At 64.8% G+C, this 22520-nt stretch carries 27 protein-coding genes; 14 read left to right on the forward strand and 13 right to left on the reverse strand.

The window, feature by feature from the left end:
• Positions 1-14: 14 nt before the first annotated feature.
• Positions 15-1133, reverse strand: a complete 1119-nt coding sequence (locus ABD002_RS04140; RefSeq protein WP_343787454.1) for an alpha/beta fold hydrolase — start codon at positions 1131-1133, stop codon at positions 15-17.
• A gap of 352 nt (positions 1134-1485) precedes the next feature.
• Between ABD002_RS04140 and ABD002_RS04145 the strand changes: the two genes are divergently transcribed.
• From ABD002_RS04145 to ABD002_RS04160, 4 genes are all read left to right on the forward strand, one after another.
• Positions 1486-2223 carry a nucleotide-binding protein gene (locus ABD002_RS04145; RefSeq protein WP_343787456.1) on the forward strand — a complete coding sequence of 246 codons (738 nt, stop codon included), beginning with the start codon at positions 1486-1488 and terminating at the stop codon, positions 2221-2223.
• 330 nt (positions 2224-2553) lie between these two features.
• Entirely contained in the window at positions 2554-3321 is a 768-nt protein-coding gene (locus tag ABD002_RS04150; RefSeq protein WP_343787458.1) for an alpha/beta hydrolase family protein, read from the forward strand.
• A gap of 94 nt (positions 3322-3415) precedes the next feature.
• The gene (locus tag ABD002_RS04155) at positions 3416-4072 is read left to right on the forward strand and encodes a DUF998 domain-containing protein (RefSeq protein WP_343787460.1); all 657 of its coding nucleotides are present in this window, start codon (positions 3416-3418) and stop codon (positions 4070-4072) included.
• Positions 4073-4125: 53 nt separating this feature from the next.
• Positions 4126-4602 carry a YciI family protein gene (locus ABD002_RS04160; protein ID WP_343787462.1) on the forward strand — a complete coding sequence of 159 codons (477 nt, stop codon included), beginning with the start codon at positions 4126-4128 and terminating at the stop codon, positions 4600-4602.
• A gap of 151 nt (positions 4603-4753) precedes the next feature.
• On the opposite strand, the gene ABD002_RS04165 is transcribed toward ABD002_RS04160, so the two are convergent.
• Complete coding sequence (locus ABD002_RS04165) at positions 4754-5347, reverse strand: TetR/AcrR family transcriptional regulator (RefSeq protein ID WP_343787464.1); 594 nt, start codon at positions 5345-5347, stop codon at positions 4754-4756.
• Between the two features lie 121 nt (positions 5348-5468).
• Here ABD002_RS04165 and ABD002_RS04170 point away from each other — a divergent pair, with 121 nt between their 5' ends.
• The 3 genes from ABD002_RS04170 (at position 5469) to ABD002_RS04180 (ending at position 8946) form a co-directional block, all read left to right on the forward strand.
• Positions 5469-6104 carry a glutathione S-transferase family protein gene (locus ABD002_RS04170; protein ID WP_343787466.1) on the forward strand — a complete coding sequence of 212 codons (636 nt, stop codon included), beginning with the start codon at positions 5469-5471 and terminating at the stop codon, positions 6102-6104.
• A gap of 281 nt (positions 6105-6385) precedes the next feature.
• Positions 6386-7852, forward strand: a complete 1467-nt coding sequence (locus ABD002_RS04175) for an MFS transporter (protein WP_343787468.1) — start codon at positions 6386-6388, stop codon at positions 7850-7852.
• Positions 7853-8037: 185 nt separating this feature from the next.
• Positions 8038-8946 carry an alpha/beta fold hydrolase gene (locus tag ABD002_RS04180; RefSeq protein ID WP_343787470.1) on the forward strand — a complete coding sequence of 303 codons (909 nt, stop codon included), beginning with the start codon at positions 8038-8040 and terminating at the stop codon, positions 8944-8946.
• Between the two features lie 160 nt (positions 8947-9106).
• Here the strand turns inward: ABD002_RS04180 and ABD002_RS04185 are convergent, their stop codons facing one another.
• The 5 genes from ABD002_RS04185 to ABD002_RS04205 all read right to left on the reverse strand — a co-directional run bounded on the left by ABD002_RS04185 (position 9107) and on the right by ABD002_RS04205 (position 11895).
• On the reverse strand, positions 9107-9439 hold the full coding sequence (locus ABD002_RS04185) for a DUF3761 domain-containing protein (protein ID WP_343787472.1): 333 nt from the start codon (positions 9437-9439) through the stop codon (positions 9107-9109).
• Positions 9436-9708, reverse strand: coding sequence for a hypothetical protein (locus ABD002_RS04190; RefSeq protein WP_343787474.1), 273 nt, complete (start codon positions 9706-9708; stop codon positions 9436-9438). The genes ABD002_RS04185 and ABD002_RS04190 overlap by 4 nt, the downstream gene beginning before the upstream one ends.
• A 98-nt stretch (positions 9709-9806) precedes the next feature.
• A complete protein-coding gene (locus ABD002_RS04195) occupies positions 9807-9989 on the reverse strand; it encodes a hypothetical protein (protein WP_343787476.1) in 183 nt (60 codons plus the stop codon).
• A gap of 211 nt (positions 9990-10200) precedes the next feature.
• Positions 10201-11478 (reverse strand): RNA polymerase sigma factor, encoded by a 1278-nt coding sequence (locus tag ABD002_RS04200; protein ID WP_343787478.1) that lies wholly within the window; start codon positions 11476-11478, stop codon positions 10201-10203.
• 24 nt (positions 11479-11502) lie between these two features.
• Entirely contained in the window at positions 11503-11895 is a 393-nt protein-coding gene (locus ABD002_RS04205; protein ID WP_343787480.1) for a YciI family protein, read from the reverse strand.
• Between the two features lie 245 nt (positions 11896-12140).
• Between ABD002_RS04205 and ABD002_RS04210 the strand changes: the two genes are divergently transcribed.
• Positions 12141-12407: a DksA/TraR family C4-type zinc finger protein gene (locus ABD002_RS04210; RefSeq protein ID WP_343787482.1), complete on the forward strand. Its 267-nt coding sequence runs from the start codon at positions 12141-12143 to the stop codon at positions 12405-12407.
• 58 nt (positions 12408-12465) lie between these two features.
• Here ABD002_RS04210 and ABD002_RS04215 read toward each other — a convergent pair whose 3' ends face one another.
• Positions 12466-13188, reverse strand: coding sequence for an rRNA pseudouridine synthase (locus ABD002_RS04215; RefSeq protein ID WP_343787484.1), 723 nt, complete (start codon positions 13186-13188; stop codon positions 12466-12468).
• Between the two features lie 181 nt (positions 13189-13369).
• On the opposite strand from ABD002_RS04215, the gene ABD002_RS04220 reads away from it, so the two are divergent.
• A complete protein-coding gene (locus ABD002_RS04220; RefSeq protein WP_343787486.1) occupies positions 13370-13810 on the forward strand; it encodes a hypothetical protein in 441 nt (146 codons plus the stop codon).
• Between the two features lie 157 nt (positions 13811-13967).
• Here the strand turns inward: ABD002_RS04220 and ABD002_RS04225 are convergent, their stop codons facing one another.
• Together ABD002_RS04225 and ABD002_RS04230 are read right to left on the reverse strand one after the other, a co-directional pair.
• Complete coding sequence (locus ABD002_RS04225) at positions 13968-15158, reverse strand: M23 family metallopeptidase (protein WP_343787488.1); 1191 nt, start codon at positions 15156-15158, stop codon at positions 13968-13970.
• 131 nt (positions 15159-15289) lie between these two features.
• On the reverse strand, positions 15290-15934 hold the full coding sequence (locus ABD002_RS04230) for a VOC family protein (protein WP_343787490.1): 645 nt from the start codon (positions 15932-15934) through the stop codon (positions 15290-15292).
• Positions 15935-16109: 175 nt separating this feature from the next.
• Here ABD002_RS04230 and ABD002_RS04235 point away from each other — a divergent pair, with 175 nt between their 5' ends.
• Complete coding sequence (locus ABD002_RS04235) at positions 16110-16847, forward strand: DUF1223 domain-containing protein (RefSeq protein ID WP_343787492.1); 738 nt, start codon at positions 16110-16112, stop codon at positions 16845-16847.
• A 57-nt stretch (positions 16848-16904) separates the two neighbouring features.
• Here the strand turns inward: ABD002_RS04235 and ABD002_RS04240 are convergent, their stop codons facing one another.
• A complete protein-coding gene (locus ABD002_RS04240) occupies positions 16905-17492 on the reverse strand; it encodes a gamma-glutamylcyclotransferase (protein WP_343787494.1) in 588 nt (195 codons plus the stop codon).
• 203 nt (positions 17493-17695) lie between these two features.
• Between ABD002_RS04240 and ABD002_RS04245 the strand changes: the two genes are divergently transcribed.
• From ABD002_RS04245 to ABD002_RS04260, 4 genes are all read left to right on the forward strand, one after another.
• Entirely contained in the window at positions 17696-17947 is a 252-nt protein-coding gene (locus ABD002_RS04245; protein ID WP_343787496.1) for a DUF3297 family protein, read from the forward strand.
• Positions 17944-18318 (forward strand): YciI family protein, encoded by a 375-nt coding sequence (locus tag ABD002_RS04250; RefSeq protein WP_343787498.1) that lies wholly within the window; start codon positions 17944-17946, stop codon positions 18316-18318. The genes ABD002_RS04245 and ABD002_RS04250 overlap by 4 nt, the downstream gene beginning before the upstream one ends.
• 274 nt (positions 18319-18592) lie before the next feature.
• Entirely contained in the window at positions 18593-19069 is a 477-nt protein-coding gene (locus ABD002_RS04255) for a YbhB/YbcL family Raf kinase inhibitor-like protein (RefSeq protein WP_343787500.1), read from the forward strand.
• Positions 19070-19184: 115 nt separating this feature from the next.
• Positions 19185-21230 (forward strand): M13 family metallopeptidase, encoded by a 2046-nt coding sequence (locus ABD002_RS04260; protein WP_343787502.1) that lies wholly within the window; start codon positions 19185-19187, stop codon positions 21228-21230.
• Between the two features lie 140 nt (positions 21231-21370).
• On the opposite strand, the gene ABD002_RS04265 is transcribed toward ABD002_RS04260, so the two are convergent.
• Entirely contained in the window at positions 21371-21685 is a 315-nt protein-coding gene (locus ABD002_RS04265; RefSeq protein ID WP_343787505.1) for a YkgJ family cysteine cluster protein, read from the reverse strand.
• Entirely contained in the window at positions 21682-22371 is a 690-nt protein-coding gene (locus ABD002_RS04270; protein WP_343787507.1) for a class I SAM-dependent methyltransferase, read from the reverse strand. Before ABD002_RS04270 ends, ABD002_RS04265 begins: the two co-directional genes overlap by 4 nt.
• Positions 22372-22520: the final 149 nt, after the last annotated feature.

Consider the following 22520-nt stretch of genomic DNA (forward strand, 5'->3'; position numbering starts at 1 on the left):
CCCGTTTTCATTTTTCAGCGCTTGGCGCCTTCCTCATCCTTCACCAGCGGCCGCACGTACTGCACCAGGCTGATCACGGTCTTACCCGGCTCTTCCCACGGAATCATGTGTGCGGAGTTCTCGAACCACACGCCTTGCTTGTAGGGCGCCTTGACCTGCTGCAGCCAAGCGGCAGTGGGCTCCGAAGGCGTGGTGTAGTCATGGCGGCCCATGAATATCACCAAGGGGATCGGGAATGAGTGGACCTTCGTGAAGTCGACGGCCAGGAACTCCGGGAGCAGACGTCCCAGGCTGAACACGTTGCCCTGGTCGATGGCGCAGCGGTCGCGGTCTTCATAGTCGGGCGAGAGCAGGGCCGCGTTGAAGAAATAGTCGGAGCTTTCGCGGAACGCACTCATACCGCCGTAGAACTGCGGCCACTTGCGGGCGATGATGATGCGTTCGCGCGTGAGGGGCTGGTCGCCGGGGTAGGGAGCGATGCTGGTCAGCTCCTTGATGGCTTCGGTGTTGCCATGGGCCTTGGCCTGCTCCAGGCCGAAGTTGAAGCTGACGCGCTCGTTCTCGAGCGTGTTGACGTTCTGGCCGATGCCGACGTAGGCGTAGAACAGGTCCGGCCGCTTCAGCGCGGCATGCATCCCGATGACCGTGCCCCAGCTGTGGCCCGCCAACACCACCTTGCGCTTGCCGTAGCGCTTGCGCACGTACTCGGCCACTTCGATCGCGTCGTCGACGTAGCGGTCGATATGAATGCTGTCGCTGTAGGCATTCGGATCTTGCTGGGTGTAGGTCTTGCCGGCGCCGCGCTGGTCCCAGTTGACGACGGTGAAGTACTCCTCGATCGGACGCTCGAATTGCCACAGCGTCGGCATCAGCGGCGAGGCGGGGCCGCCATGGATGAACAGCAGGATCGGATTGGCCTTGTCCTGTCCGCGCACGTTGAGCCATTGGTCGATGCCGCCGATGCGGGTCTTGTACGACTCCTGCACGCCGTTGGGAGCGACGATGTGATCGAGGTCCTTGACGATCGCACGGGCGTCGGCATAGCGCGACGTCTCCTTGCACTCATCGGCGAAGGCGCGCGGGCTGATCGACAGGAACAGTGCGAATGCGAACAGGGCGAACAGGTGATTCATGAGTACGTGATTCCTTGTAGGGCGAACAACGATGTGGACTCCTGCCGCCGTTGCAAGGGCGTTTGCCTCAGCAACGGGAAGGATGTCGATTCGCCTTTCGCAAGGAGCGTGCCAGCACGGCAAGGGCCACCGTGGCGGATGGACGGCGGGTGGATCTGTGCTGCGGACGTCCGTTGGACGTCCAGCGGATATCCGTGAAGAACAGGTCAGAAGAACAAGGTCCGAGTGAGCCAGAGACCCTTCGGAGCGGAACGACCTCATTTCAACGAATTGTGCCGCCGAACACCGAAGTATCCGACTGGATTCCGTAGACTCGGCACGCGGGCGCAATGCCCGCATCCGGGGGAAGCGCATGTTTCGGATCCTCGTGGCCAACAGCAAAGGCGGCTGCGGCAAGACGACGCTGACCACTACGCTGGCCGGGCATTTCGCGCGTAGCGGCAAGCGCACCACCCTGGTCGACTGCGATCCGCAGGGCTCTTCGCTTGCATGGTGCGGACTGCGCGCCGCGCATCTGGCGCCCGTGCATGCGCTGGCCAGCAACGATCCCTCGTACGGCTTGAGTGCCGGCTGGCTGCTGCGCATCCCGCCGACGACCGATGTATTGCTCATCGATACGCCAGCCGGCCTTCGCGCCCACGAGTTCGAGCGCTTCGCGCGGCATGCCGACGTTCTGCTGATACCGGTCGTGCCGTCACCGATCGATCTGCGCGCCACGCTGGTGTTCATCGACATGGTGCGCAAGCTGCAGGAGGTGCGCAGCGGACGACTGCGCGTTGCGCTGATCGCAAACCGTCTGCGAGAACGCTCGAACTCGGCGAAGCAACTCGAGACCACGCTCGAACGCATGACCCAGGCCGCGAAGATACGAGTGCGCGATTCTCAAACCTATGTGGGCCTCGCCGACAGCGGAAGGAGCGTGTTCGACGACGACAGCAGCGTATCCCGCGCACATCGCGAGGATTGGAATCCGCTGCTGCAATGGCTGGAAGAGCGCGCCACGGCGCAACGGCAAGACAATGTCACACCGCTGGTGCCGTCGGCGCTCAAGAACGGGGCCAGAGACGCTTCCGGGCTGCGGACGGGGTGATGTGCGCGGATCGGGCCGCCGGGAAACGCGCCTAGGTTCAGCAGCAGCGCGCTTTGGGTTCTGCGCGATTCCAAACGCAGGTCGAAGCCACGCTGGGTCGATGCATGACCTTTCGGCCTGCACATCGCCGGTGCTCTGCAGGTAGAGTCCGTGACCCCGTTCAGAGGAGAGCACGTTTTGAGGGCCCTATCTTCATGCGCGCTCACCGCGCTCATGTTCGCAATGCTTCTGCCATGGAACGCATGCCTCGCGGCAAACGAAACTCCCTCGTGCCGATCCCTCGCGACACGCAGCGATCAGGTCGCGACCATCGAAACGACCTTGGCCGGCGTGCCGGCTCTCCTTCGCGTGCCGAAGACGATAACGAAGCCGCCCATCGTCCTCTGGCATGGCTTCGGTCCGCCGGCGAGCGAGCAGGCGCTGATGGACGCGCTGCCGCTGGACGACGTGCCGGCGATCAAGGTGTATCTGGGGCTGCCGTTGTTCGGCAAACGCGCCGAGGCAGGCGGGGTCGAGGCCCTGAAACGCCGACAAGCCAGTGATTTCGCGTCACAGATCTTCGAGCCCGTCGTCGTCGGTGCGGCGAAGGAATTGCCGGCCGCGTTGAAAGCCTTGCGCGCGATGGGTTGCATGGCGCGCGATGAAAAGATCGGCTTGTTTGGTTTCTCGGGCGGCGGCGCGGCTGTCCTGCTGGCTCTGGCCGAGCACGACGTTCCGATCGGCAGCGCGGTGATCCTGAATGCATCGACCGGCCTCAGCGCGTCGATCGGCGCGTACGAGAATGCGACCGCAAAGCCCTATCCCTGGAACGATGCTGCGCACGAGCTGGCGCGTCGTACCGACGCCGTGGGTCGCGTAGGCGAGATCGCCGCAGGGCATCCGCCCGTCGCGCTGCTCATCGTGCAAGGCACGGCCGATGCGACGCTGACTCCGCGGCTCGCAACCGACTTGCATGCCGCGCTGAAATCAAAGTATGCAGCGCGCGACGCGCAGCGATTGCAGCTGATCCTCGCGGACGGCATGTCGCACAACGTGACCGCTGCCAGCAGCATCGGCGATTTGAGGATGTGGACGGGAGACTGGTTCAACCGCTGGTAGGCATCGGAACGCCGCTGCTCTCACGCCCTCGCGACACTGTGCGTTCGATTCTTGATGCCAGCCGTCGTGTTTGCCAGGACAACAGGAAATACCGATGGAACATCCGACCCAGCCTTTCCAGACGCGCCACACGCGATCGTTTGGCATCGTCGGACTCGCAGGAGTTGCCGTGTTCGCGACGGTCTGCCTCGCGGTGCAGTTCCTGCGGACGGACCTGGACTGGATCGCCGCGCCGTTGAGTTACTACCTGGTCGGTCCCTATGGCGACGCGGTCCAGGCGGTCTATGTCGCGCTGGCCGTAACGCTGGTCGCACTCGGCATCGGCTTCTATCGCGAGCTGTCGCCTTCGGCGCGCAGTGCGGCGCCGTTGCTGCTGTTCGTCGTGAGCGCGGTTTCGCTCGTGGTGACTGCGCTGAGCGAGGCGGCCAAGACCCGCGGTCAGGCCGCGATGTGGGAGTGGGTTCATCTGGTCGCGGCGCAGACCACGTTCCTGTGCGTCACCGTGGCGATGCAGCTGCAGTCCTGGCGTTTGCGTCATGACGAACGTTGGCGCCGGCATTTCGGGTTCGCGTTCGTTTTGGCGTCCGTGGCATTCGTCGCATTACTGGTCTATGCGCTCGGCCATCTGTCGCCACGCGGTTTGCAGCAGAAAGGCGTCATCACGTTGATCGTCGCCTGGCTCGCGTGGGGTTCGCTCAATCTGTGGCGCGGTGCTCCGCCTGGCAGCAGCGAAGTCCGAACCGACGCTTAAGCTTTCATTTCCCCGGCCCATCGCGCCATCGTGGGTGCCGGGATGAATTTGAAATGTCGATCTGCGCGTTTCCCGTTCGTCGTATGGACAAGAGTTGGGTTCAGCGCACCGAAATCCTTCGGTGCCCCGGCTCCGCAACAAACAGGAGAGACACGACGATGCGATTCCTTTCAGTGATCCGGATCAACGAGAACTCGGGCCTGCAGCCCAGCGAACAGCTCATGGCCGACATGGGCAAGCTGATGGAAGAGATGACCAAGGCAGGGGTGCTGCTCGACACCGCCGGGCTCACGCCCACGTCGAATGGCGTGCGCGTGCGGCTCGCCGGCGGGAAGCTGAGCAAGGTGGACGGCCCGTTCACCGAGACGAAGGAGGTGCTCGGCGGCTACGCGCTGCTTGAAGCGAAGTCGAAGGAAGAGGCGATCGCGTTGACCGAGCGCTTCCTGAGAGTCCATGGCGACGAATGGAACATCGAGTGCGAAGTGCGCCAGCTGATGGAGCGTGGTCCGGACTTCCGCTGCGTGGCATGACACGAAGCGCGGAGCCGCGCCTTGCGTGCGGCTCCGACGTTTCCGCGCGGCGCGTCTGGGGCGGCGCGGCGGCTTTTGCGCGTGCTCGGCCACAGCGCAGCCACCGCGCAGGATGAGCGCGGCGAAGAGGAGCGCCGCGCCGGGCGCTGGTTCATGCAGGCCCGTCGACCAGTTCGAGCGCCATCGTCCGCGCGGCTTCGCGGATTTCGTCGCGGAAGGCGTGATCTTCGAACGTTCGCGCGAGGACCATGCTGCCCACGCATAGCGCGGTCAATGCGAGGCCGCGTTGCTGCGCATCGCCGTTGGCGTGCGGCATGCCAGCGGCGAACACGCCCGTCATCCCTTCCACCAGCTTGCGGTACGCCTCCTTGACGCGCGGACCGGCATGCGCGACGTCGGAAGGCAGCGAGATCATCGGGCAATGGCCGTCGACGTCGTCCAGGTGTATGCGTGACAGGTAGACGTTGATCAGCTGCCGGGCGAAGGTGCTGCCGCCGCTGCATGGATCGAACTCGACCCCGTCCCAGCGCGCCGCCGGGTTGAAGTGCTGATAGGCGCCCACGACTTCGACGAACAGGTCCTCCTTGCTGGGGAAGTGGTTGTAGAAGCCGCCGCGTGTCAGCCCGGCGTGGGCCATGATCTCGTCGATCGAGACCTCGACGAATCCGCGGCGATTGAACAGCGCGCGTGCGCTTTCGACGATGCGCTCGCGGGTCTTGAGTTTGTGTTCGGCGGTGTAGGGCATGGGAGCCATCCTGTGCGTATGGCGGTGAGTCTAGTCCGGGGCCTGAATATGTTCTTGAACATATGAAGCTTGTGCCTAGAGTGGGGCACGAAGGCAACCCCACCAACGAGAGACACCCGACATGAAGCTCTACTACTTCGAAACCCCCAACCCGCGCCTGGCGTGTGCGGTCGCTCGTCATCTGCGTCTCCCGCTGGACTATGTGCGGGTGGACGTGACCAAAGGCGAACAGCGCCAACCGGAGTACCTGGCCATCAATCCCAACGGCAAGGTGCCGGCGTTGGTGGATGGCGACCTGAAGCTGTGGGAGGCAGGGGCGATTGCCTGTCATCTCGCGCGCAAGGCCGGCAGCGATCTCTGGCCGAAGGATGAAGCGGGGCAGACCGAGGTCATCCGATGGCTGAGCTGGGAGCTGGCGCATTTCTCGCGGCATGCCGGCGGCCTGTATTTCCAGCGCGTGATCAAGCCGCGGCTCGGTCTGGGCGAGCCGGACGCAGCGGCGATCGAGGAGGCCACGCGGTTCTTCCATCAGTTCGCGCGGGTGCTCGACAGTCACCTCGAAGGCCGCGCGTACCTGCTTGGGGATCGCCTGACGCTGGCGGATTTCTTCGTCGCGCGGATGCTGCCGTACGCCCGGGAAGCGCAGATGCCGCTGGAGGACTACGCGGAAATCGTGCGCTGGCACGGACAGCTGATGGCTCTGCCGGCGTGGCGCGATCCGTTTCCGTCGGAACAGGCGCGGCGGCAGGCGGCATGAGGCATTGGACGCGATCAAGGACGGCGACGTGCAATACAGGTGATGGCGACCCTGCCAACCAGGAAATGGGACTGAGACGGTTACGTCCCGCGTCGATACCTCTGGACAACGCGACTTTGCGACAAGCCTCGAGCTTGCGATGTCGATCTGGCCCCGGCTCATTCGTCGTGTCGACAGGGGCCAGATCCGAAGCCGGGCAACCCGGCTGACTGGCGCTGACCATGCGACCTGCGGAAGACTCCGTCCGCAGGTCGTATCGACCATTGGCCAGGAGATTTGCCTTGACGACTCACCTTGATGCCGGCAAACGCTGGATAGCGTTGATCGTGCTGTGTCTCGGCGTACTGATGATCGTGCTCGACACGACGATCGTGAATGTCGCGCTGCCTTCGATCCGCGAAGATCTGAAATTCACCGGAACCACGCTGGTCTGGGTCGTCAACGCGTACATGCTGACCTTCGGCGGATTCCTGCTGCTCGGCGGACGCCTTGGCGATCTGTATGGACACAAGCGCCTGTTCCTCGTCGGCCTCACGTTGTTCACGCTGGCGTCGCTCGCCTGCGGACTGGCGCACACGCAGGGCATGCTGGTCACGGCCCGGGCGGTGCAGGGGCTTGGCGGCGCGGTGGTCACGTCGGTCGCGCTGTCGCTGATCATGATGCTGTTCACCGAGCCGGCCGAGCGCGCGAAGGCGATGGGCGTCTATGGCTTCGTCTGCGCCGGCGGCGGCAGCATCGGCGTGCTGCTCGGCGGTGTGCTGACCAGCACGCTCAGCTGGCACTGGATCTTCCTCGTCAACCTGCCGATCGGCCTGCTCGTGTTCGCGTTGTGCGTGAAACTGATTCCGGCAGTGCGCGCGCCGGGGCAGACGCAACGACTGGACTTTGCGGGCGCGATCAGCGTGACCGCGTCGTTGATGCTCGCGGTCTACGCGATCGTCAACGGCAACGAGGTCGGCTGGCGTTCGTCGCAGACGCTGGGTCTCCTGGCCGCCGCCCTGGCGTTGCTGGTGGCGTTCCTTGTGATCGAATCGCGCGTGCGCGCGCCATTGATGCCGCTCGGCATGTTCCGCCTGCGCAACGTCGCGACGGCGAACGTGATCGGCGTGCTGTGGGCGGCGGCGATGTTCGCGTGGTTCTTCATCTCTGCGCTGTACATGCAGCTCGTGCTCGGCTACGGACCGATGCAGGTCGGGCTGGCGTTCCTGCCGGCCAACCTGATCATGGCGGCGTTCTCCCTCGGCCTGTCGGCGAAGCTCGTGATGCGCTTTGGCATCCGCAAGCCCATCGGTATCGGTCTGCTGCTGGCCGCCGCGGGTCTCGCGTCGTTCGCGCTCGCGCCGACGAACGGCGAATTCGTCGCACACGTGCTGCCGGGCATGGTGCTGCTCGGCATCGGCGCGGGCATGGCGCTCAATCCGGTGCTGCTCGCGGCGATGAGCGACGTCGAGCCGGGTGAAGCCGGCCTCGCATCCGGCCTGGTCAACACGTCGTTCATGATGGGCGGTGCATTGGGCCTTGCGATCCTCGCCAGTCTCGCAGCCGCGCGCACCAGTGTCTTGAGCGAATCCGGCGCTGCACCGACGATGGCAGTGAATGATGGCTATCACCTGGCATTCCTGTCCGGCGCGATGTTTGCAGCCTGTGCTGCGTTGCTCGCGCTGCTGCTGCGGCGTGGGCCGCAGGAGTCGGCGCAGGAAGCGCAGGCAGATGTGGAGTCCGGCGATATCCAAGCGTCGCTGGAATGATGCAATCGCGAAGTCGGAATGACACCCGGCGCGGTATACCGGAAGCGAATCTCGCAGACGGCGTGCCGGGATCTCCGCGAGTCGTGCGCGAGGCGCGATGAACGGAGTCCAGCCAAGCGGGCAGGTTTGGCATAGTGGCGCGTCGCGCACGTCTCATTCGTCTTGTTGCCGTTCCGGAGATTCTCATGGCATCCCGAAGTGTTCTCGTGCTGGCTGGCTCTCTGTTGCTGGGTCACGTTGTTGCAAATACCGCCATTGCGGCATCGAAGCCGGCGCAATCGGACAGGCTCGTCCCTGTGTCGGCGGACGTGAAGTTGCGCGTGATCGAGAGCGGCCCGGCGAAATCGCAGCCGATCGTGCTCGTTCCGGGTTGGTGCTTCACGGCCGACATCTGGCACAAGCAATTCGCTGCGCTGGGCGATCGCTATCGCCTCGTCGCATTCGATCCGCGTTCGCAGGGCCGCTCGACGATCCTGGATCATGCGAACAGCCCGGATGATCGGGCCGAAGACATTTCCCGCCTGATCGCGGCATTGCATCTGCAGCAGCCGATCATCGTCGGCTGGTCGCAAGGCGTGCAGGACGTCGCCGCTTACGCACTGAAGTTCGGAACACACGACGTCGGTGGACTCGTGCTGGTCGATGCGGCGGTTTCCGGCGGCGCGGAAGCGCTCGATGGCAAGGCGGCGGGCGAGGAACTGGGTCGCATGCCGATCTACGCGAGCTCGCCGCGTGAATACCTTCAGGCGATGATGCCGTACGTTTTCAGGAAGCCGCTTTCGCCGAACGAATTGTCCGACATCGTGTCCGCGGGCCTGCGCACTCCGAGCAGTATCGGCGTGGCGAACCTGACGCTCGATTTCTTCGGCAAGGATTATCGGCGGGCGTTCGAGCGCATCGACGTGCCGACGCTCCTGGTCGTCGCCGGCACCGCGCCGGACAAGGACGTGCAGATTCGGCAGCCGATCCCGAACGCGACCAGCGTCGTCGTCGATGGCGCCGGTCATGCCGTGTTCTACGACGAGCCCGCGAAATTCAACGACGCGCTCGTGCGCTTCGTCGAAGCGCGTGTCGCGGACCGGGCGAAGCGATGACCGCCGGCGATCATCGCCGCTCGCTGCGCTCGAGGCGATTCAGGCGCGCTCGGCGCGATTCAGGCGTTCATCGAACAGCAAATGGAACGCCGCGCCGGCCTGGTCGTCCAAGCCGGCACTGCAAGGCGTTCCCGGGGCCAGAAAACGTAGCTGACCCGGTTTACTGCTGCGCAAGCCACTCCAGCACGCCGCCATGCTTTGAGCACGTGCTGTTGCTCCGCTTGCTGTAGCTGTACGTCAGGTCGCGGCATTGGGCGCTGGCTTCCAGTCCACCGTCGTCCTTTGCCTTGGGCTCGGCCTTTGCCTTGGGTTCTACCTTTGACACACACTTGCCGTCGGCATTGACGTGCCCGAGCGCCGCGCCGGATTGCCCCTGCGGTCCGGCAGCGCGCAAGGCACAGCCGGCTCCTTCGGCGGCTCCTGCGAATGACGATGCCGCAGCGAAGGCCAGGACCGCTGCGCAGGCCGTAAGACGGAAAACATTGCTGTTCATGCCTCAACCCCCTTCGTGGACAAGCGCATGGGTGAAAGCATATTGCGTGCCATTGAGAGCGAAATAATGCTGATTTTCGTGTAAATATCGGCGAAAACCCGATCCCATTCAGTAAAACCGCCTCCATGCATACGCCGATATTCCAGATTGACGCTTTCACCACCCGCCGGTTTGCGGGAAATCCCGCCGCGGTGATGGTGATGGATGGCTTCCCGGATGAAGTCCATTGCTGCCGAAAACGACATGGCCGAAACGGCTTTCCTCGTCATGGAAGGTTCGTGCGTCGTCCATCTGGAAAGCAAGGTGGGGATCTGAGTCGTGGCGCCGCCGCCGACATCCCCGTCGGCGGCGGTGCGCGACGCTGACGTCAGCGGTCGTCGCGCCCCGGGTTCTTCATGCCCGGGTTCGGGTTGGTCCTGTTCGGATCGTTGGGCTGGTTGCCCTGCGAGTGGCGATGCTTGTCGTCGTGCTGGCCGGGCATCTTCTGGTCGGGGCTGTGCATCGGCGCGTGCTTCTGCGGGGACGTCTGCGGTTTGTTCTGGTGACCCATGATCGTCTTACCTCCTCAGGGGCGATGGCCCGATGACCATCGGCAGCGAACTGCCCGCAGACCCTAGGCTTGTGCAATCGACTCGGCAATGAACCCGCGTCGTTCAGGATGGCAACGATTCATGTTGAAGTGAAGGAAGCGTTGAGCGCGCGTGAAGGCCCTGCGGATTCGCGAGTGTTCGGTGAGACAGGCGGCGTGCCGCGGCGCGAGATCAGCACGAGAGGATCGCCTGGCGCCGCTGCAGGAAACGCCGCACCGCTTCATCCCGCTCCAGGCCGATCGCAATCTCGTATGCATGATGCGCGTCGCCATCTGCACCTTTCCTCGCCAGCAGTTCAGCACGCGCAGCCCAGTACGGTTGATAGTCGGCAAGCCGAGCGTCGGCGGCGATGTCCGGCATCGCGGCGAGCGCGGCGTCGGCGCCATGCAGCTCAGCGATCGCCAGCGCGCGATTGATCGCTACCACCGGTGAAGCGGTCAGCGCCGACAATGCATCGTAGAGTTCCAGCACCGCGTCCCAATTGGCGCGTCCCGTCCGGCGGCGATCGACGTGCGCCGATTGCAACGCGGCTTCGAGTTGATAGCGGCCGATCGAGCGGAATCCGCTGGCGCGCCGGAGCAGGACCTCGGCCTCGTCGATCATCGCCGCGTCCCATGCTGACGTGTCCTGCTCGGCGAGCGGAACGTAGTCGCCCTCTGCATTGCGCCGCGCGCGGCGCCGTGCTTCTGCATGCAGCATGCACGCGAGCAGCCCCAGCGCCTCGGGTTCGTTGGGCAGCAGCTCGACCACAAGCCGCGCCAGGAACGTCGCCTCCTCGGTAAGGTCGCGTCGCACGACATCGGCGCCGTCCGGATCGGACCAGCCTTCCGCGAATGCGGCGTAGATCGCATCGAGTACGGCAACGAGCCGGCTGGCGAGTTCCTCGCGTTCCGGAATGCGGAACGGAATGCCGGCCTGGCGGATCTTGTCCTTGACGCGCACGAGACGCTTGCCCATCGCTGCCGGCGACATCAGGAATGCCGAGCCGATCCGCTTCGCATCCAGGCCGAGCACGGCCTGCAACATCAATGGCGCGCGGATGCTGGCCTCGATGGCCGGATGCGCGCAGGCGAACAGCAGGGCGAGGCGCTGGTCGGGGATATCACCGCCATCCGGCACGGCAGCAAAGTCCTCGGCGAGCCGCTGCAGGTCCGCGGCCGCGGTTTCGCCGATCCGTCGGTGGCGTGCACCATCGATGATCTTCCGGCGCGCGACGGTCAGCAGCCACGCTTCCGGATTCGATGGACAACCGCTGCGCGGCCATTCTGTCAATGCGCTGGCGAACGCGTCCGACAAAGCATCCTCAGCCGCAGTTACGTCGCGCGTGCGCGCCGCGAGAAACGCGACCAGCTTGCCGTAGTTGCGGCGCGCGACGGCTTCCGCCGTTCCGCGCGCCGCAGCATCGCGTTCGCCCGCCGCGTTCAGGCGATCGACCCCTGACGCAGCCACGCGTAACCGCCGAGGGAGATTCGGTCACATGGCAGCATGGATCTTCTCGCGGTCCGGCAATCCATAGGTCGCCATGTCCCAAACCGGACGCACCTCGACAATGCCGTGTCCGGAGCCCGGGCAGCGTGCCGCCCAAGCGATCGCGGCGTCCAGATCGGCGGCCTCGATCAGGTAGTAGCCACCGAGTTGTTCCTTCGATTCCGCGTACGGTCCATCCATCACTTGCGGTTTGCCACCCGACAGGCGCACGGTCGTCGCCGACGCCACCGGCTGCAGCCTGTTTGAACCCACGAGCGCGCCGGCTTTCCTCAGCGCCTCCGTATACGCGGCGTAGGCGGCCTCGCCCTGCTTCTGTTCGGCCTTCGTCAGCGTGTTCCAGCCGTTCTCGCTTGCATACAGCATCAACAGGTATTGCATCGGGAATCTCCTTCGTGATGGTCGGCGCACCATACGCCGCCGACATGATGACGACCGAGGAGGCGGCATTTGGACAGCCTTGTCGCGAACGCGCAATCGTTCGCTGCGATGGCATGCCATCGAGTTCGTCGAAAGGTCGGCTGCAGCGGGCGAGGACTCGGAGGCGATCCGGCAGGGACAAGGAGAAGCGACCGGAGTAGATTGCCCGTCGACGACCATCCAGAAGGGCGGGCAGCGAGAACATCATGGCAACCGGTTGGGCAGGCGACGGCGCCGTACAGGACCAGATCGACGCGACCGTCAAGGAGGCGATCGAACGCGCTCGCAGCCAGATGCACAAAGGCCCGAGCCTGAAGCATTGCGAAGAGTGCGACGCGACCATCCCCGCAGCACGGCGCAAGGCTGTGCCAGGCGTGCGCCTGTGCGTGGCCTGCCAGGACGCGCGCGACCGCGAGCAGCGCGGCGCCAGCGGCTACAACCGTCGTGGCAGCAAGGACAGTCAACTGCGCTGATCGAAAGTCTCACAGGTACACATTTCGACCGATCGCATCCGGTTCGGCACGTCAGGCCTCAAAAGCGCTCGCCGACCGGCAGATACCGCCATTCCCCCACTGGCATCTTGCCCAGCGGAATCTTGCCGATGCGGATGCGCCGGATCGACACGACATCCAGCTTGACCTGCGCGCACATGTCGCGGAGCTGCCCGCCCTGTACCGCTTTCAGTGCGAAGCGCAGGCGGGTCTCGTTCTGCCAGCTCACCTTGCACGGTGGCAGTTCGCGGCCTTGATAGCCGAGGCCGTGATTGAGGCGGCTCAGTCCCCAGGGCGCAATTTCGCCGCTGACCTCGACGATGAATTCCTGTTCGATCTGGTCGCGGTCCTCGGTGAGGCGGCGCCAGATGCGGCCGTCCTGGGTCAGCACCATCAAGCCGCTGCCTTCCCGGTCGAGTGGCACCAGCGGCGTCAGCCGATGGAAGTGGCGTTTGAGCAGGCGGATGCCGGAGGCGTCGTCGGCCCATCGTGTCGCAGTGGTCACCAGTGCCGCGGCGGGGTTGTCGCCGCTGATCGCATCGAAGCCGGCCGGTTTGTGCAGCAGCAGGGTCGCTGGCTCCGGGGTTTCGAGACTGGCAGCCGGGTCGATCTCCACGATCTCGATCGACACCTTGTGCTGCGGTTTCTCGACGACGTGCCCGTCGACCGACACCCAGCCACTCTCGATGTAGCGCTCGGCCTCGGCGCGTGAGCAGTGCGCCAGTTCGGCCACGCGTTTTGCAAGTCGGACCGGATCGGGCATGGGGCAATGACCAGCGAGGCAGGACACGCAGTGTAAGGCGTGGAAAGGTGAGGGAGGTCAGAAAAACGTGTGGCCCGGATCATCCTGGCGCAACCTGATTGCCCTGCCGCGGTACTTACCCGTGGCCTGTGCAGACAGGTCCGAAACCCCTACTTTCAACCGGACCCACAAGGAACGTCACATGCCCACGCACCAGAGCCACGCTGCCCGTACCATGCCGAAAGCCCTGCTGGCTCTTTGCCTGCTCGGTTCCAATGCCGCCGTTCATGCCGTTGCTCCCGTCGTTTCATTGAATGTCGCCAACAGCGGAACGGGCGCGTGGCTCATCAATGGCCAGAGCAATCCGAGCTTGGTCCTGCTGCGAGGGAGCACGTACGAGTTCGTCATGCAGAACGTCAGCTCGATCCATACCTTCAACATCAACACGATCGATACGACCGGCTTCGGCAGCCAGTACAGCAATGGCGTGACGAACAATGCTGCAACGGGCACGACGACACTGACCTTCGTGGTTCCTGCGGATGCGCCCGACAGCCTGCACTACAACTGCAGCAACCACACCGCGATGAACGGGCCCATCACGGTCGTGACCGACCTGATATTCGCCAACGGTTTCGACTGAGCGCCAAAGGGAAGGTCTGAACAAGTCAGAGCTCGTCATTCCGGCGAAGGCCGGAATCCAGTTTTTCGACGAGTTGCCGTAGAGCTGGATCCCCGCTTTCGCCGGGATGGCGGCTTGTCAGAGGTCCCCAAAGGGGCGAAGAACGTAGCGAAGGCAACTATTCGGATCTGTTCGCCTTCGACTCTTCCTTCGCTGCCGCGCCGAAATCGACGACCGTGTTTGCAGCAGGGAATTCCATGCGGCGCGTCCGCGCTGCATTCTGCGGCTCGGGAACCCATGGCTCGCTCTTCGCGAACGCGTCCATGGACGGATAGGCGCCGATCGCATCGAATTGCGCGATGACATAGGGCATGCCTTCGCCGGCAAGAGGAGCATTGCCGTTGCTCACATGGAAGTGGAGATGCGGGCCGGTCGAGTCGCCGGTATATCCGAGGGCAGCGATGACCTGGCCGCGGCGGACGTGTTCGCCCGGGTTTGCGCGCACGCTGCCGGGCCTCAAGTGCTCGTAGGTCGCGTATCGCCCCTCGCCGAGGTCGAGTGTCACGAAGTTGCCACTGGCGTCCTCGAGGGCGTTGCGAACGTCGGACAGGATCGGGCTCTCTGCCATGGAGTTGCGCGTCGCGACTACGGTGCCATCGGCAACCGCCAGGACATCCTCGCCGTATCCATACCAGTTTGCGACCTTCGCTTGATCGCCGCGCGCGTAACGACCATCGCTGTCCAGTTTCATCCAGTCGATCGCGAAGCGTGCCGGTATCCGGACACGACCGTCGATCGCGAAGGTCACGCGGCGATGTCCGCGACGCGCCGCCGGGTCGTAGATGGCGATCCATGGTCCGCCACGCAGCGGGGGACCAAGGGCCGGCACCGGATGCGGGTCCACGGCAGCGTCTCCGCCTTGTACGACCACGTGTTCGCGTCCGGCGGGCTCTACCACATCGAATGCGACGCGGTGCTTGAGCATTCGCGGTATGGCGGCAGCCTTGTCGAGTGAGGTTTCGATGTAGACCACCGCGTGCATGCCGGGCGCGATCACGCGTGTCGCCCCGGTCTTTCCGGCCCCCGGAATGCCGATCCTTCTTGCGAGCGGGTCACCTTGCCACGACGCCAAGGGCGCAGCAGTCGTGCCGGCATCCAGAACGTCCAGGCGCGTCAGCTCGAGGTCGACGGGCGCGAAGTTGGTCAGATGGAGTTCGTAGACCAGCTGTCTTTTTCCATCGACCATCACCGGAATCGGAGGCGAGGGCACCTCGAGATCGAACGATTGCCTGAGCGGCTGCGTTGTTCCGGCAGAACCCGAAATCGATACGGATAGAAACACCGCGGCCAACAGAAGTCGCATCGTCATCGCCCTGGAATGGAGTGGATCGCCTCGCGCATCGTACTCGACCAGGAAACGGAGCCGGAGACTTCCGAACGATCATCGCGACCTTGAACGCAGCACACCGCATCGTCTCCACTGATGCAGTGCGCTTCAGCTCATGACGTTGCCTGTCGCAACGCCTTCAGGTCGATCTTCTTCATCCGCAGCATCGCGTTCATGGCCTTGCGCGCCTTGTCCGGATCGGGGTCGCCCAACAACTTGGGCAACTCCGTGGGCACGACCTGCCAGGACAGGCCGAAGCGGTCCTTCAGCCAGCCGCACCGCTGCGCCTTCTCGTCACCGCCCTTGGACAGGTGGTTCCAGTAGTGGTCCACCTCATCCTGCGACTGGCAGTTGACGACGAGCGAGACCGCCTCCGTGAACTTGAAGATCGGGCCGCCGTTCAACGCCGTGAAGTCCTGGCCGTCGAGCTGGAACGCGATCGTCATCACCGAGCCCTCGGTCTTGCCGGAGACCTGCGCGCTTTCCTTGTTGTAACGGGTGGCGGTCAGGATCCGCGAGTTGGGGAAGACCGAAGCGTAGAAGTTCGCGGCTTCTTCGGCCTGAGTGTCGAACCAGAGGAACGGAGTGATTCGCTGGAACCTGGCTTGCATGGGTTTCTCCTCGCTGCGCGGTTGATTCACGGGCGCCTGTGCCCAGTGCTCACTACTGTTGGACGAACGGAGGGGCGCGAGATCGACATTTCCCCGTCGGTTGAAATGATCCGGGCTCGTCGGGATGGAGCGGGGAAGCGATGGCATCGGTTGGGCTGGGTTCTGGCACATACGCGCGTGGTTCATGCCGCCTATGATCCGGGCTCGTGTGCCGGGATCGGCTCGCCTCGAAAGTGGGGCGAGCCGCCCTCCGATTGCCGCGGCGGCGAAAGGGCAACGGTCCGTTGCCGGTCATGGCATGTACGCAGCATCGGAGTTGACCGTGCGAATCCTATTCACCTGTCTGATCTTCACGCTAGCCGCGATCGGGATAGCGCACGCCGACTGTTCGGTGACCAGCGGTGCCACGCGCGCGCGCCTCGTCGAACTCTATACCAGCGAAGGCTGCAGTTCGTGTCCGCCGGCCGATCACTGGTTGAGCGCGCTGCCTGCGGGTACCGGGCTCGTGCCACTCGCGTTCCATGTCGATTATTGGGACTCGCCCGGCTGGACGGATCGCTTCGCCGATCCGCGTTTCACGCAGCGCCAGCGCGCGCTTGCGGCGCAGTCGAACGGCGGGATCGTCTACACGCCGGAGGTGGCAGTCGATGGGCGCGAGTGGCGCAATTGGTCGTCGGGACGGCCGCCAGCCACGGGCGTGGCGCAGCCCTTGGGTCTCGCCTTGCACGTCGATCCCGGGCAGCCGCTGCATGTTCGCCTCGACACGACAGTGGCGGATGGCGTTGCCTCCGCTTACGTCGCCTACTTTGCACTCAGCGAGGACCAGCTCACATCGGCAGTGCGCGGTGGCGAGAACCGTGGCGTGGAACTTCACGAAGATCACGTCGTGCGCGCGTTCGTCGGTCCACTGAAGCTCACGCAAGCGCAGGCAGCGATCGCGATGCCGGCCGGCGTGCGCGTCGAACATGCGGCGGTTGCGGCGTTCGTGCAGCGCGTCGACGATGGCGAGGTCGCGAACGTCGTGCAGCTGCCGCTGGATCGATGCGTGGGCAAGGATTGATCCACTCGGCATCGTCGTCGCCCCGCGGAGGCTGGACCGACGCCGCGCACGTTGCTGCTAGCGCCGCGCGCTCCTGCTGCCGCGATCCATCTCGCGCAGGCGTTCCTCGATTGCGAACACATGCGCGTCGTGCTCGCCGAGCGCGCGCAACGCGTCGGCCAGATGCGTCAGGTAGTCCCGGTTGAGCCCACTGGGCCCTACGGCGTTCGCAATGTGCGAGGCAATCTCTGCTTCAGATGCAGGACCGAGAAAGGCCGCGTTGGTCCCGGCTGCGATATAGACCAGCCCCTCCGCGCTGCCGCCGTCACTGAACTCGATCGTCGTCGCATGGCGCAGGTAGCCGTTCTTCTCGCGATGGTCGAGATGGTCGAAGACTTCCGGCGTGATCAGGTAGGCCATCCCGGCGCAGACCGCGCCGGGATCAGGGATCAGGGTGACCACACGGCCCGGCGCGTCCGGCGTGCCGCGGTGGTCGTGCGAGCCTTGCCAGAAGCGCCGCGACCAGTCCCGGATCCGCGCCGGGCGCCGTTCGAGGTACGGAAAGTCCGCCTTGTAGATCAGCGAGCCGTAGCCGAACAGCCACACTTGCGCGTGATCGTCGAAACGACTCATGCGCTGATTGATCGCGATGGTGTTCGTGGACATGCGAGACGATAGGGAATGCGTGCCGCGCAGTTTACAGGGGTGTTTTGTCCACGAGATGCGCAACGGTCGCTCGACAACAGTCGCTCAACAATGGCCGGCCCTCGCGCACGCGGCGATGCCCGCCCGCCTACTCAAGCGGCTGCGCGCCGCTTATCCTGTGCACCCGCGTGGCCATGGCGCCACCCGCTACTGTGACCAGGCCCATGAAAGACACGCTTCCTGATCGCCTCTCCGTGAATCCGAAGAGTCCGTACCATGATGCCGACGTGCTCGCACGCGGCATTGGCATCCGCTTCAATGGCGTGGAAAAGACCAACGTCGAGGAGTACTGCGTCAGCGAAGGCTGGGTGCGGGTGCCGGCCGGCAAGGCTCGTGATCGCCACGGCGATCCGATGACGATCAGGCTCAAGGGTGAGGTCGTGCCATATTTCCTCGAAGCGCAGGAGGCTCCATGAAGTTCATGATGCTGGTCTACACCGACGACGCATTGCTGGATGCGCTGCCCGCGGGTGAGTTCGACACGATGATGCGCGGCTGTCTCGAGCACGCCGATGAACTCCGCGGTGAAGGCCATCTGATCGAGTCGCAACAGCTGGAGTCAGGCGCGACCGCGAAGTCCGTGCGCGTCCGCAACGGCCGCGCGACGGTCCTCGATGGACCGTTCGCCGAAACCAAGGAAATCCTCGGCGGCTTCAACCTGATCGAGGCCGCTGACATGGACGAGGCCGTGCGCATCGCATCCGAGTTCCCGTGGACGCGTACCGGTTGCATCGAGATCCGGCCCGTGCGGGACCTGATGGCGGTGCGGAAACGGGTTGGGTTGTGACGTGCGGGAACTGAGCGCAATCTGCCTTTGGTAGGAGCGGCTTCAGCCGCGATGCGTTTTTCGGAAGCGTCCCCAAGGGCAAGAACATCGCGGCTGAAGCCGCTCCTACGGGTTGGGTTCACCGCGGAATCCATCCCGTCACACCCGGAGTAGAATCACTCCGACTCGCGATCCGAGGGCGGCATCCGTGACGATCGGCGACGCGCTTCTCGCAGCCGCGATGACCTTCGCGGTTGCTGCGATACCCCTACCTGGCGGCGCAGAGGAGGTGGCCATGTCCCTGAGCCTGAGCTCACCGGCGTTCGCACCGAACGCGGCGATCCCCGCACGCTGTACCTGCGACGGCCACGACAGGTCGCCGCCGTTGAGCTGGTCCGGAGCGCCCGCGGGCACACGCAGCTTTGCACTGATTGTGGATGATCCGGATGCGCCCGATCCGGCCGCGCCACGCATGACCTGGGTACACTGGGTGCTCTACAACCTGCCGGCCGAGACGCATGAATTGCCCGAAGCCGTGGGTGCGGGTCAGCTGCCGGTGGGGACGCGCGAGGGCATGAACGATTGGGATCGCACCGGCTATGGCGGGCCGTGCCCACCGATCGGGCGGCATCGCTATTTCCACAAGCTCTATGCGCTCGACACCGTGCTGCCGGATCTCGGCCGGCTGAGCAAGGCGCAACTGCTCAAGGCGATCGAGGGTCATGTGCTGGCGCACGCGGAGTTGATCGGAACTTACCAGCGCGGCCGTTGAAGGCATCTCGCTGACCTGTTGTCGCCCGCGTTCGGGTGTTCTAGCCCATTGGTCATGATCACAACGTGCGGTTCACCGACTATCGTGCGCGTCTGCACACGATGAGGTGACGCGCATGCAACGCATTCGATGGGTGGTGACGGCGGCGGTTCTTTGCAGCTCCAGCGCTTGGGCGGCTCCGGCCACGACCATGCCGGTCGGCGTGGATCTGGCTGGCATGGATCGCTCGGTGAAGCCGGGCGATGATTTCGATGGCCATGCCAACGGCGGCTGGCGCAAGACCGCAGAGATTCCGCCGGATCGTTCGAGCACCGGCATCTTCTACCAGGTGTTCAAGAAGGCCGAGCAGCGCAATGCCGACCTGATCCGCGAGGCCGGCAAGCAGGCCGGCGACGCGAGTGCGCGCCGGATCGCCGACTACTACGCGGCGTACATGAACGAGGCGGGCATCGAGAAGAACGGTCTCAAGCCGCTGAAGCCGGAGCTGGCGAAGATCGACGCGGTAAAGTCGACGACCGACCTCGCGCGCGTGCTCGGCGAAGGGCTGCGCGCGGACGTCGATCCGGTCAATGCGACGCACTTCGCGACCGAGCACCTGTTCGGCTTGTTCGTCGCGCAGGGCCTGGAGGATCCCTCCCATAACGTCGCGTATCTGCTGCAGGGTGGCCTCGGCATGCCGGATCGTGACTACTACCTCGCGACCGACAAGGACATGGTCGGGTTCCGCACGAAATACGAGGCGTACGCCGCGGCGTTGCTCAAGCTCGCCGGCGTGGCGGAAGCGGAAACGAAGGCGAAAGCCATCCTCGACCTCGAAACGAAGATCGCGAAGGCGCAGGCCAGCCTGGTCGACAGCGAGGACGTGCACAAGGCGAACAATCCATGGCCGATCGCTGCGTTCGCGAAGAACGCACCGGGGCTGGATTGGACCACGTATTTCAAGGCCGCTGGCCTGGACGGGCAGACGCTGGTCATCGCGTGGCAGGCCGACGCAATCCGCGGTCTGTCCGCGCTGGTCGCCAGCGAGCCGCTGCAGACGTGGAAGGATTTCCTGACCTTCCACGCGATCAACCACAGCGCGGGCCTGCTGCCGAAGGCCTACGCCGATCTCAGCTTCGAGTTCTACGGCCACACGCTGCAGGGGACGCCGAAGCAGCGCGATCGCTGGAAACGCGCGGTCGCTGCGACCAACAACGACCTCGGCGACGCGGTTGGCCAGCTCTATGTGAAGAAGTATTTCCCGGCGTCGTCGAAGGCGCAGGTACAGCAGATGGTGACCAACGTCCTCGCCGCGTTCGACGAGCGCGTCGACACGCTGGACTGGATGACCGCGGCGACGAAGCAGAAGGCGAAGGCGAAGATCGCGACGACCAAGGTCGGCGTCGGTTATCCGGAAACCTGGCGCGACTACGCCTCGCTCGAGATCCGCCGCGACGATGCGCTCGGCAACGCGCTGCGCGCCGAAACCTTCGAGTACCGGCATCAGCTCGCCAAACTCAGCCAGCCTGTCGATCGCGGCGAATGGTGGATGACGCCGCAGACCGTCAACGCGGTCAACCTGCCGCTGCAGAATGCGCTGAACTTCCCGGCTGCGATCCTCGAGGCGCCGTTCTTCGATCCGAAGGCCGATGCGGCGTCGAACTACGGCTCGATCGGCGCGGTGATCGGCCACGAGATCAGCCACGGTTTCGACAACACCGGCGCCGAGTTCGACGCCGAGGGCCGCCTCGCGAACTGGTGGACGCCCGAGGATGAAGCGCACTTCAAGGCAGCCGGCCAGCGCCTGGTCGAGCAATACAACGCCTACGAGGCGCTGCCCGGCCTGCACCTCAACGGCCAGCAGACGCTCGGCGAGAACATCGCGGACGTGGCCGGCCTGACCATCGCCTACGCCGCGTACCACAAGTCGCTCGGCGGCAAGCCGGCGCCGGTGATCGACAACTTGAGTGGCGACGAGCGCTTCTTCCTCGCGTTCGCGCAATCGTGGCGCAGCAAGACGCGCGATGCCGCGTTGCGCCAGCAGGTGGTCACCGACGGCCATTCGCCGGGACGCTTCCGTGCGCAGACCGTGCGCAATATCGACGCCTGGTACGACGCGTTCTCACCGAAAGCGGGCGAGGCGCTGTACCTCGAGCCGAAGGCGCGGGTGAGGATCTGGTAGTACTGTGACCGGGTACCTTCAACAGTGAATCAGGGGCCGCTCGCGTGTTCGTCGAAGCGGCCCCTGCTCCATGTTCCTGTGGCGTTCCACCGTGAAGGTCCGGCGTGCGACGGTGCTGCCGTGTACTGCTGATGTCCCCGTTACGCCGGTTTGCGATCGGCGTAGCGCGCGCGCTCGTCGCGGCAGTACGCGCCGCCCATCGCGAACTTGCGGCAGATCGCCGGGCGTTGTTCGTAGATGCTGCAGCACATGCGCGTGCGATCGAGCGCGGCGCACCAGCCGTCGTCACCGTGCCTCATGACCTCGACGCCTTGCGCGTTGCGTTCGACGAAGGCGCGCGGAATGGTGTCATCGGGCGCGATCGTCACGGTCAGCCGGCAGCACACCGCGTCGCAGGCGCTGCACGAGACCGTCGGATCGACGAACGCGTCGTCGACATGGATGGGGATATTCAAAGTGCATTCCCGTTTGCGGTGGACGTGCCGTTGATGTCGCGGCGGTAGTGCAGCAGGTGACCGCGGTACGGCGGTTTGTCGCCGGCGTCCATCGCGCTGCGTTCCTCGGTGACCGAGTAGCCTTGCGCGGCGAGGGCACGCGTGAATGGCGCGCTGTTGCCGCGCCCGGGGTCGGTGATCAGCACTTCCGAGCGCGCATACGTGTGGCGCTGGAGCAGCGCGGCCAGCAGCGCCGCGTGATCGCGTTCGTAGAGAATGTCACTGCCGATCACCAGATCGAAGCGGCCGAGCGCCGGCAGCGGCATGTCCCAGCGCAGTTGCCGGTACGCGACTGCCGGCAATGCATTCAGCGCGGCGTTGTAGGCGAGGAAGGGTTCGGCCAGCGGATGCACGTCGCTGGCCACGACGTCGGCGCCGCGCCTTTGCAGCACGAGACTCGCAAGGCCGAGTCCGCAGCCGATCTCGAGAATGCGCTTGCCGGCGATGTCGAAGTGGCTCATCGCCTCGGCGAGCAGGCGGCCAGCCGGCCAGATCTGGCCGAACAGGCACCATTGCGCCGACGAGATGCCGAGACGTTCGGCGTGACCGTCGGGGTCGGCAAACTGCTGGCGATCACTCAGCGCGCGGATGCGGTAGTCGTGGTCGCCAAGGTGGACGAGGTGCTGGCGGGTGTCGTAGCCCGGCATGATGGGCGCTCCCGTGGTGGCGTCGTCCCGCACGAGGCGAAACGGAGTACGCGGAAAGGGAGCGAGACGGCGCCAATGACGGCCGGACGAGACGCGCGGGAACTGCGTGCGCGTACATCTTACGCGTTCCTGGGGATCGGCGTTTCCCG

Origin of the sequence: Dokdonella soli (genome assembly GCF_039523175.1) — a bacterium.
Classification (GTDB): Bacteria; Pseudomonadota; Gammaproteobacteria; order Xanthomonadales; family Rhodanobacteraceae; genus Dokdonella_A; species Dokdonella_A soli.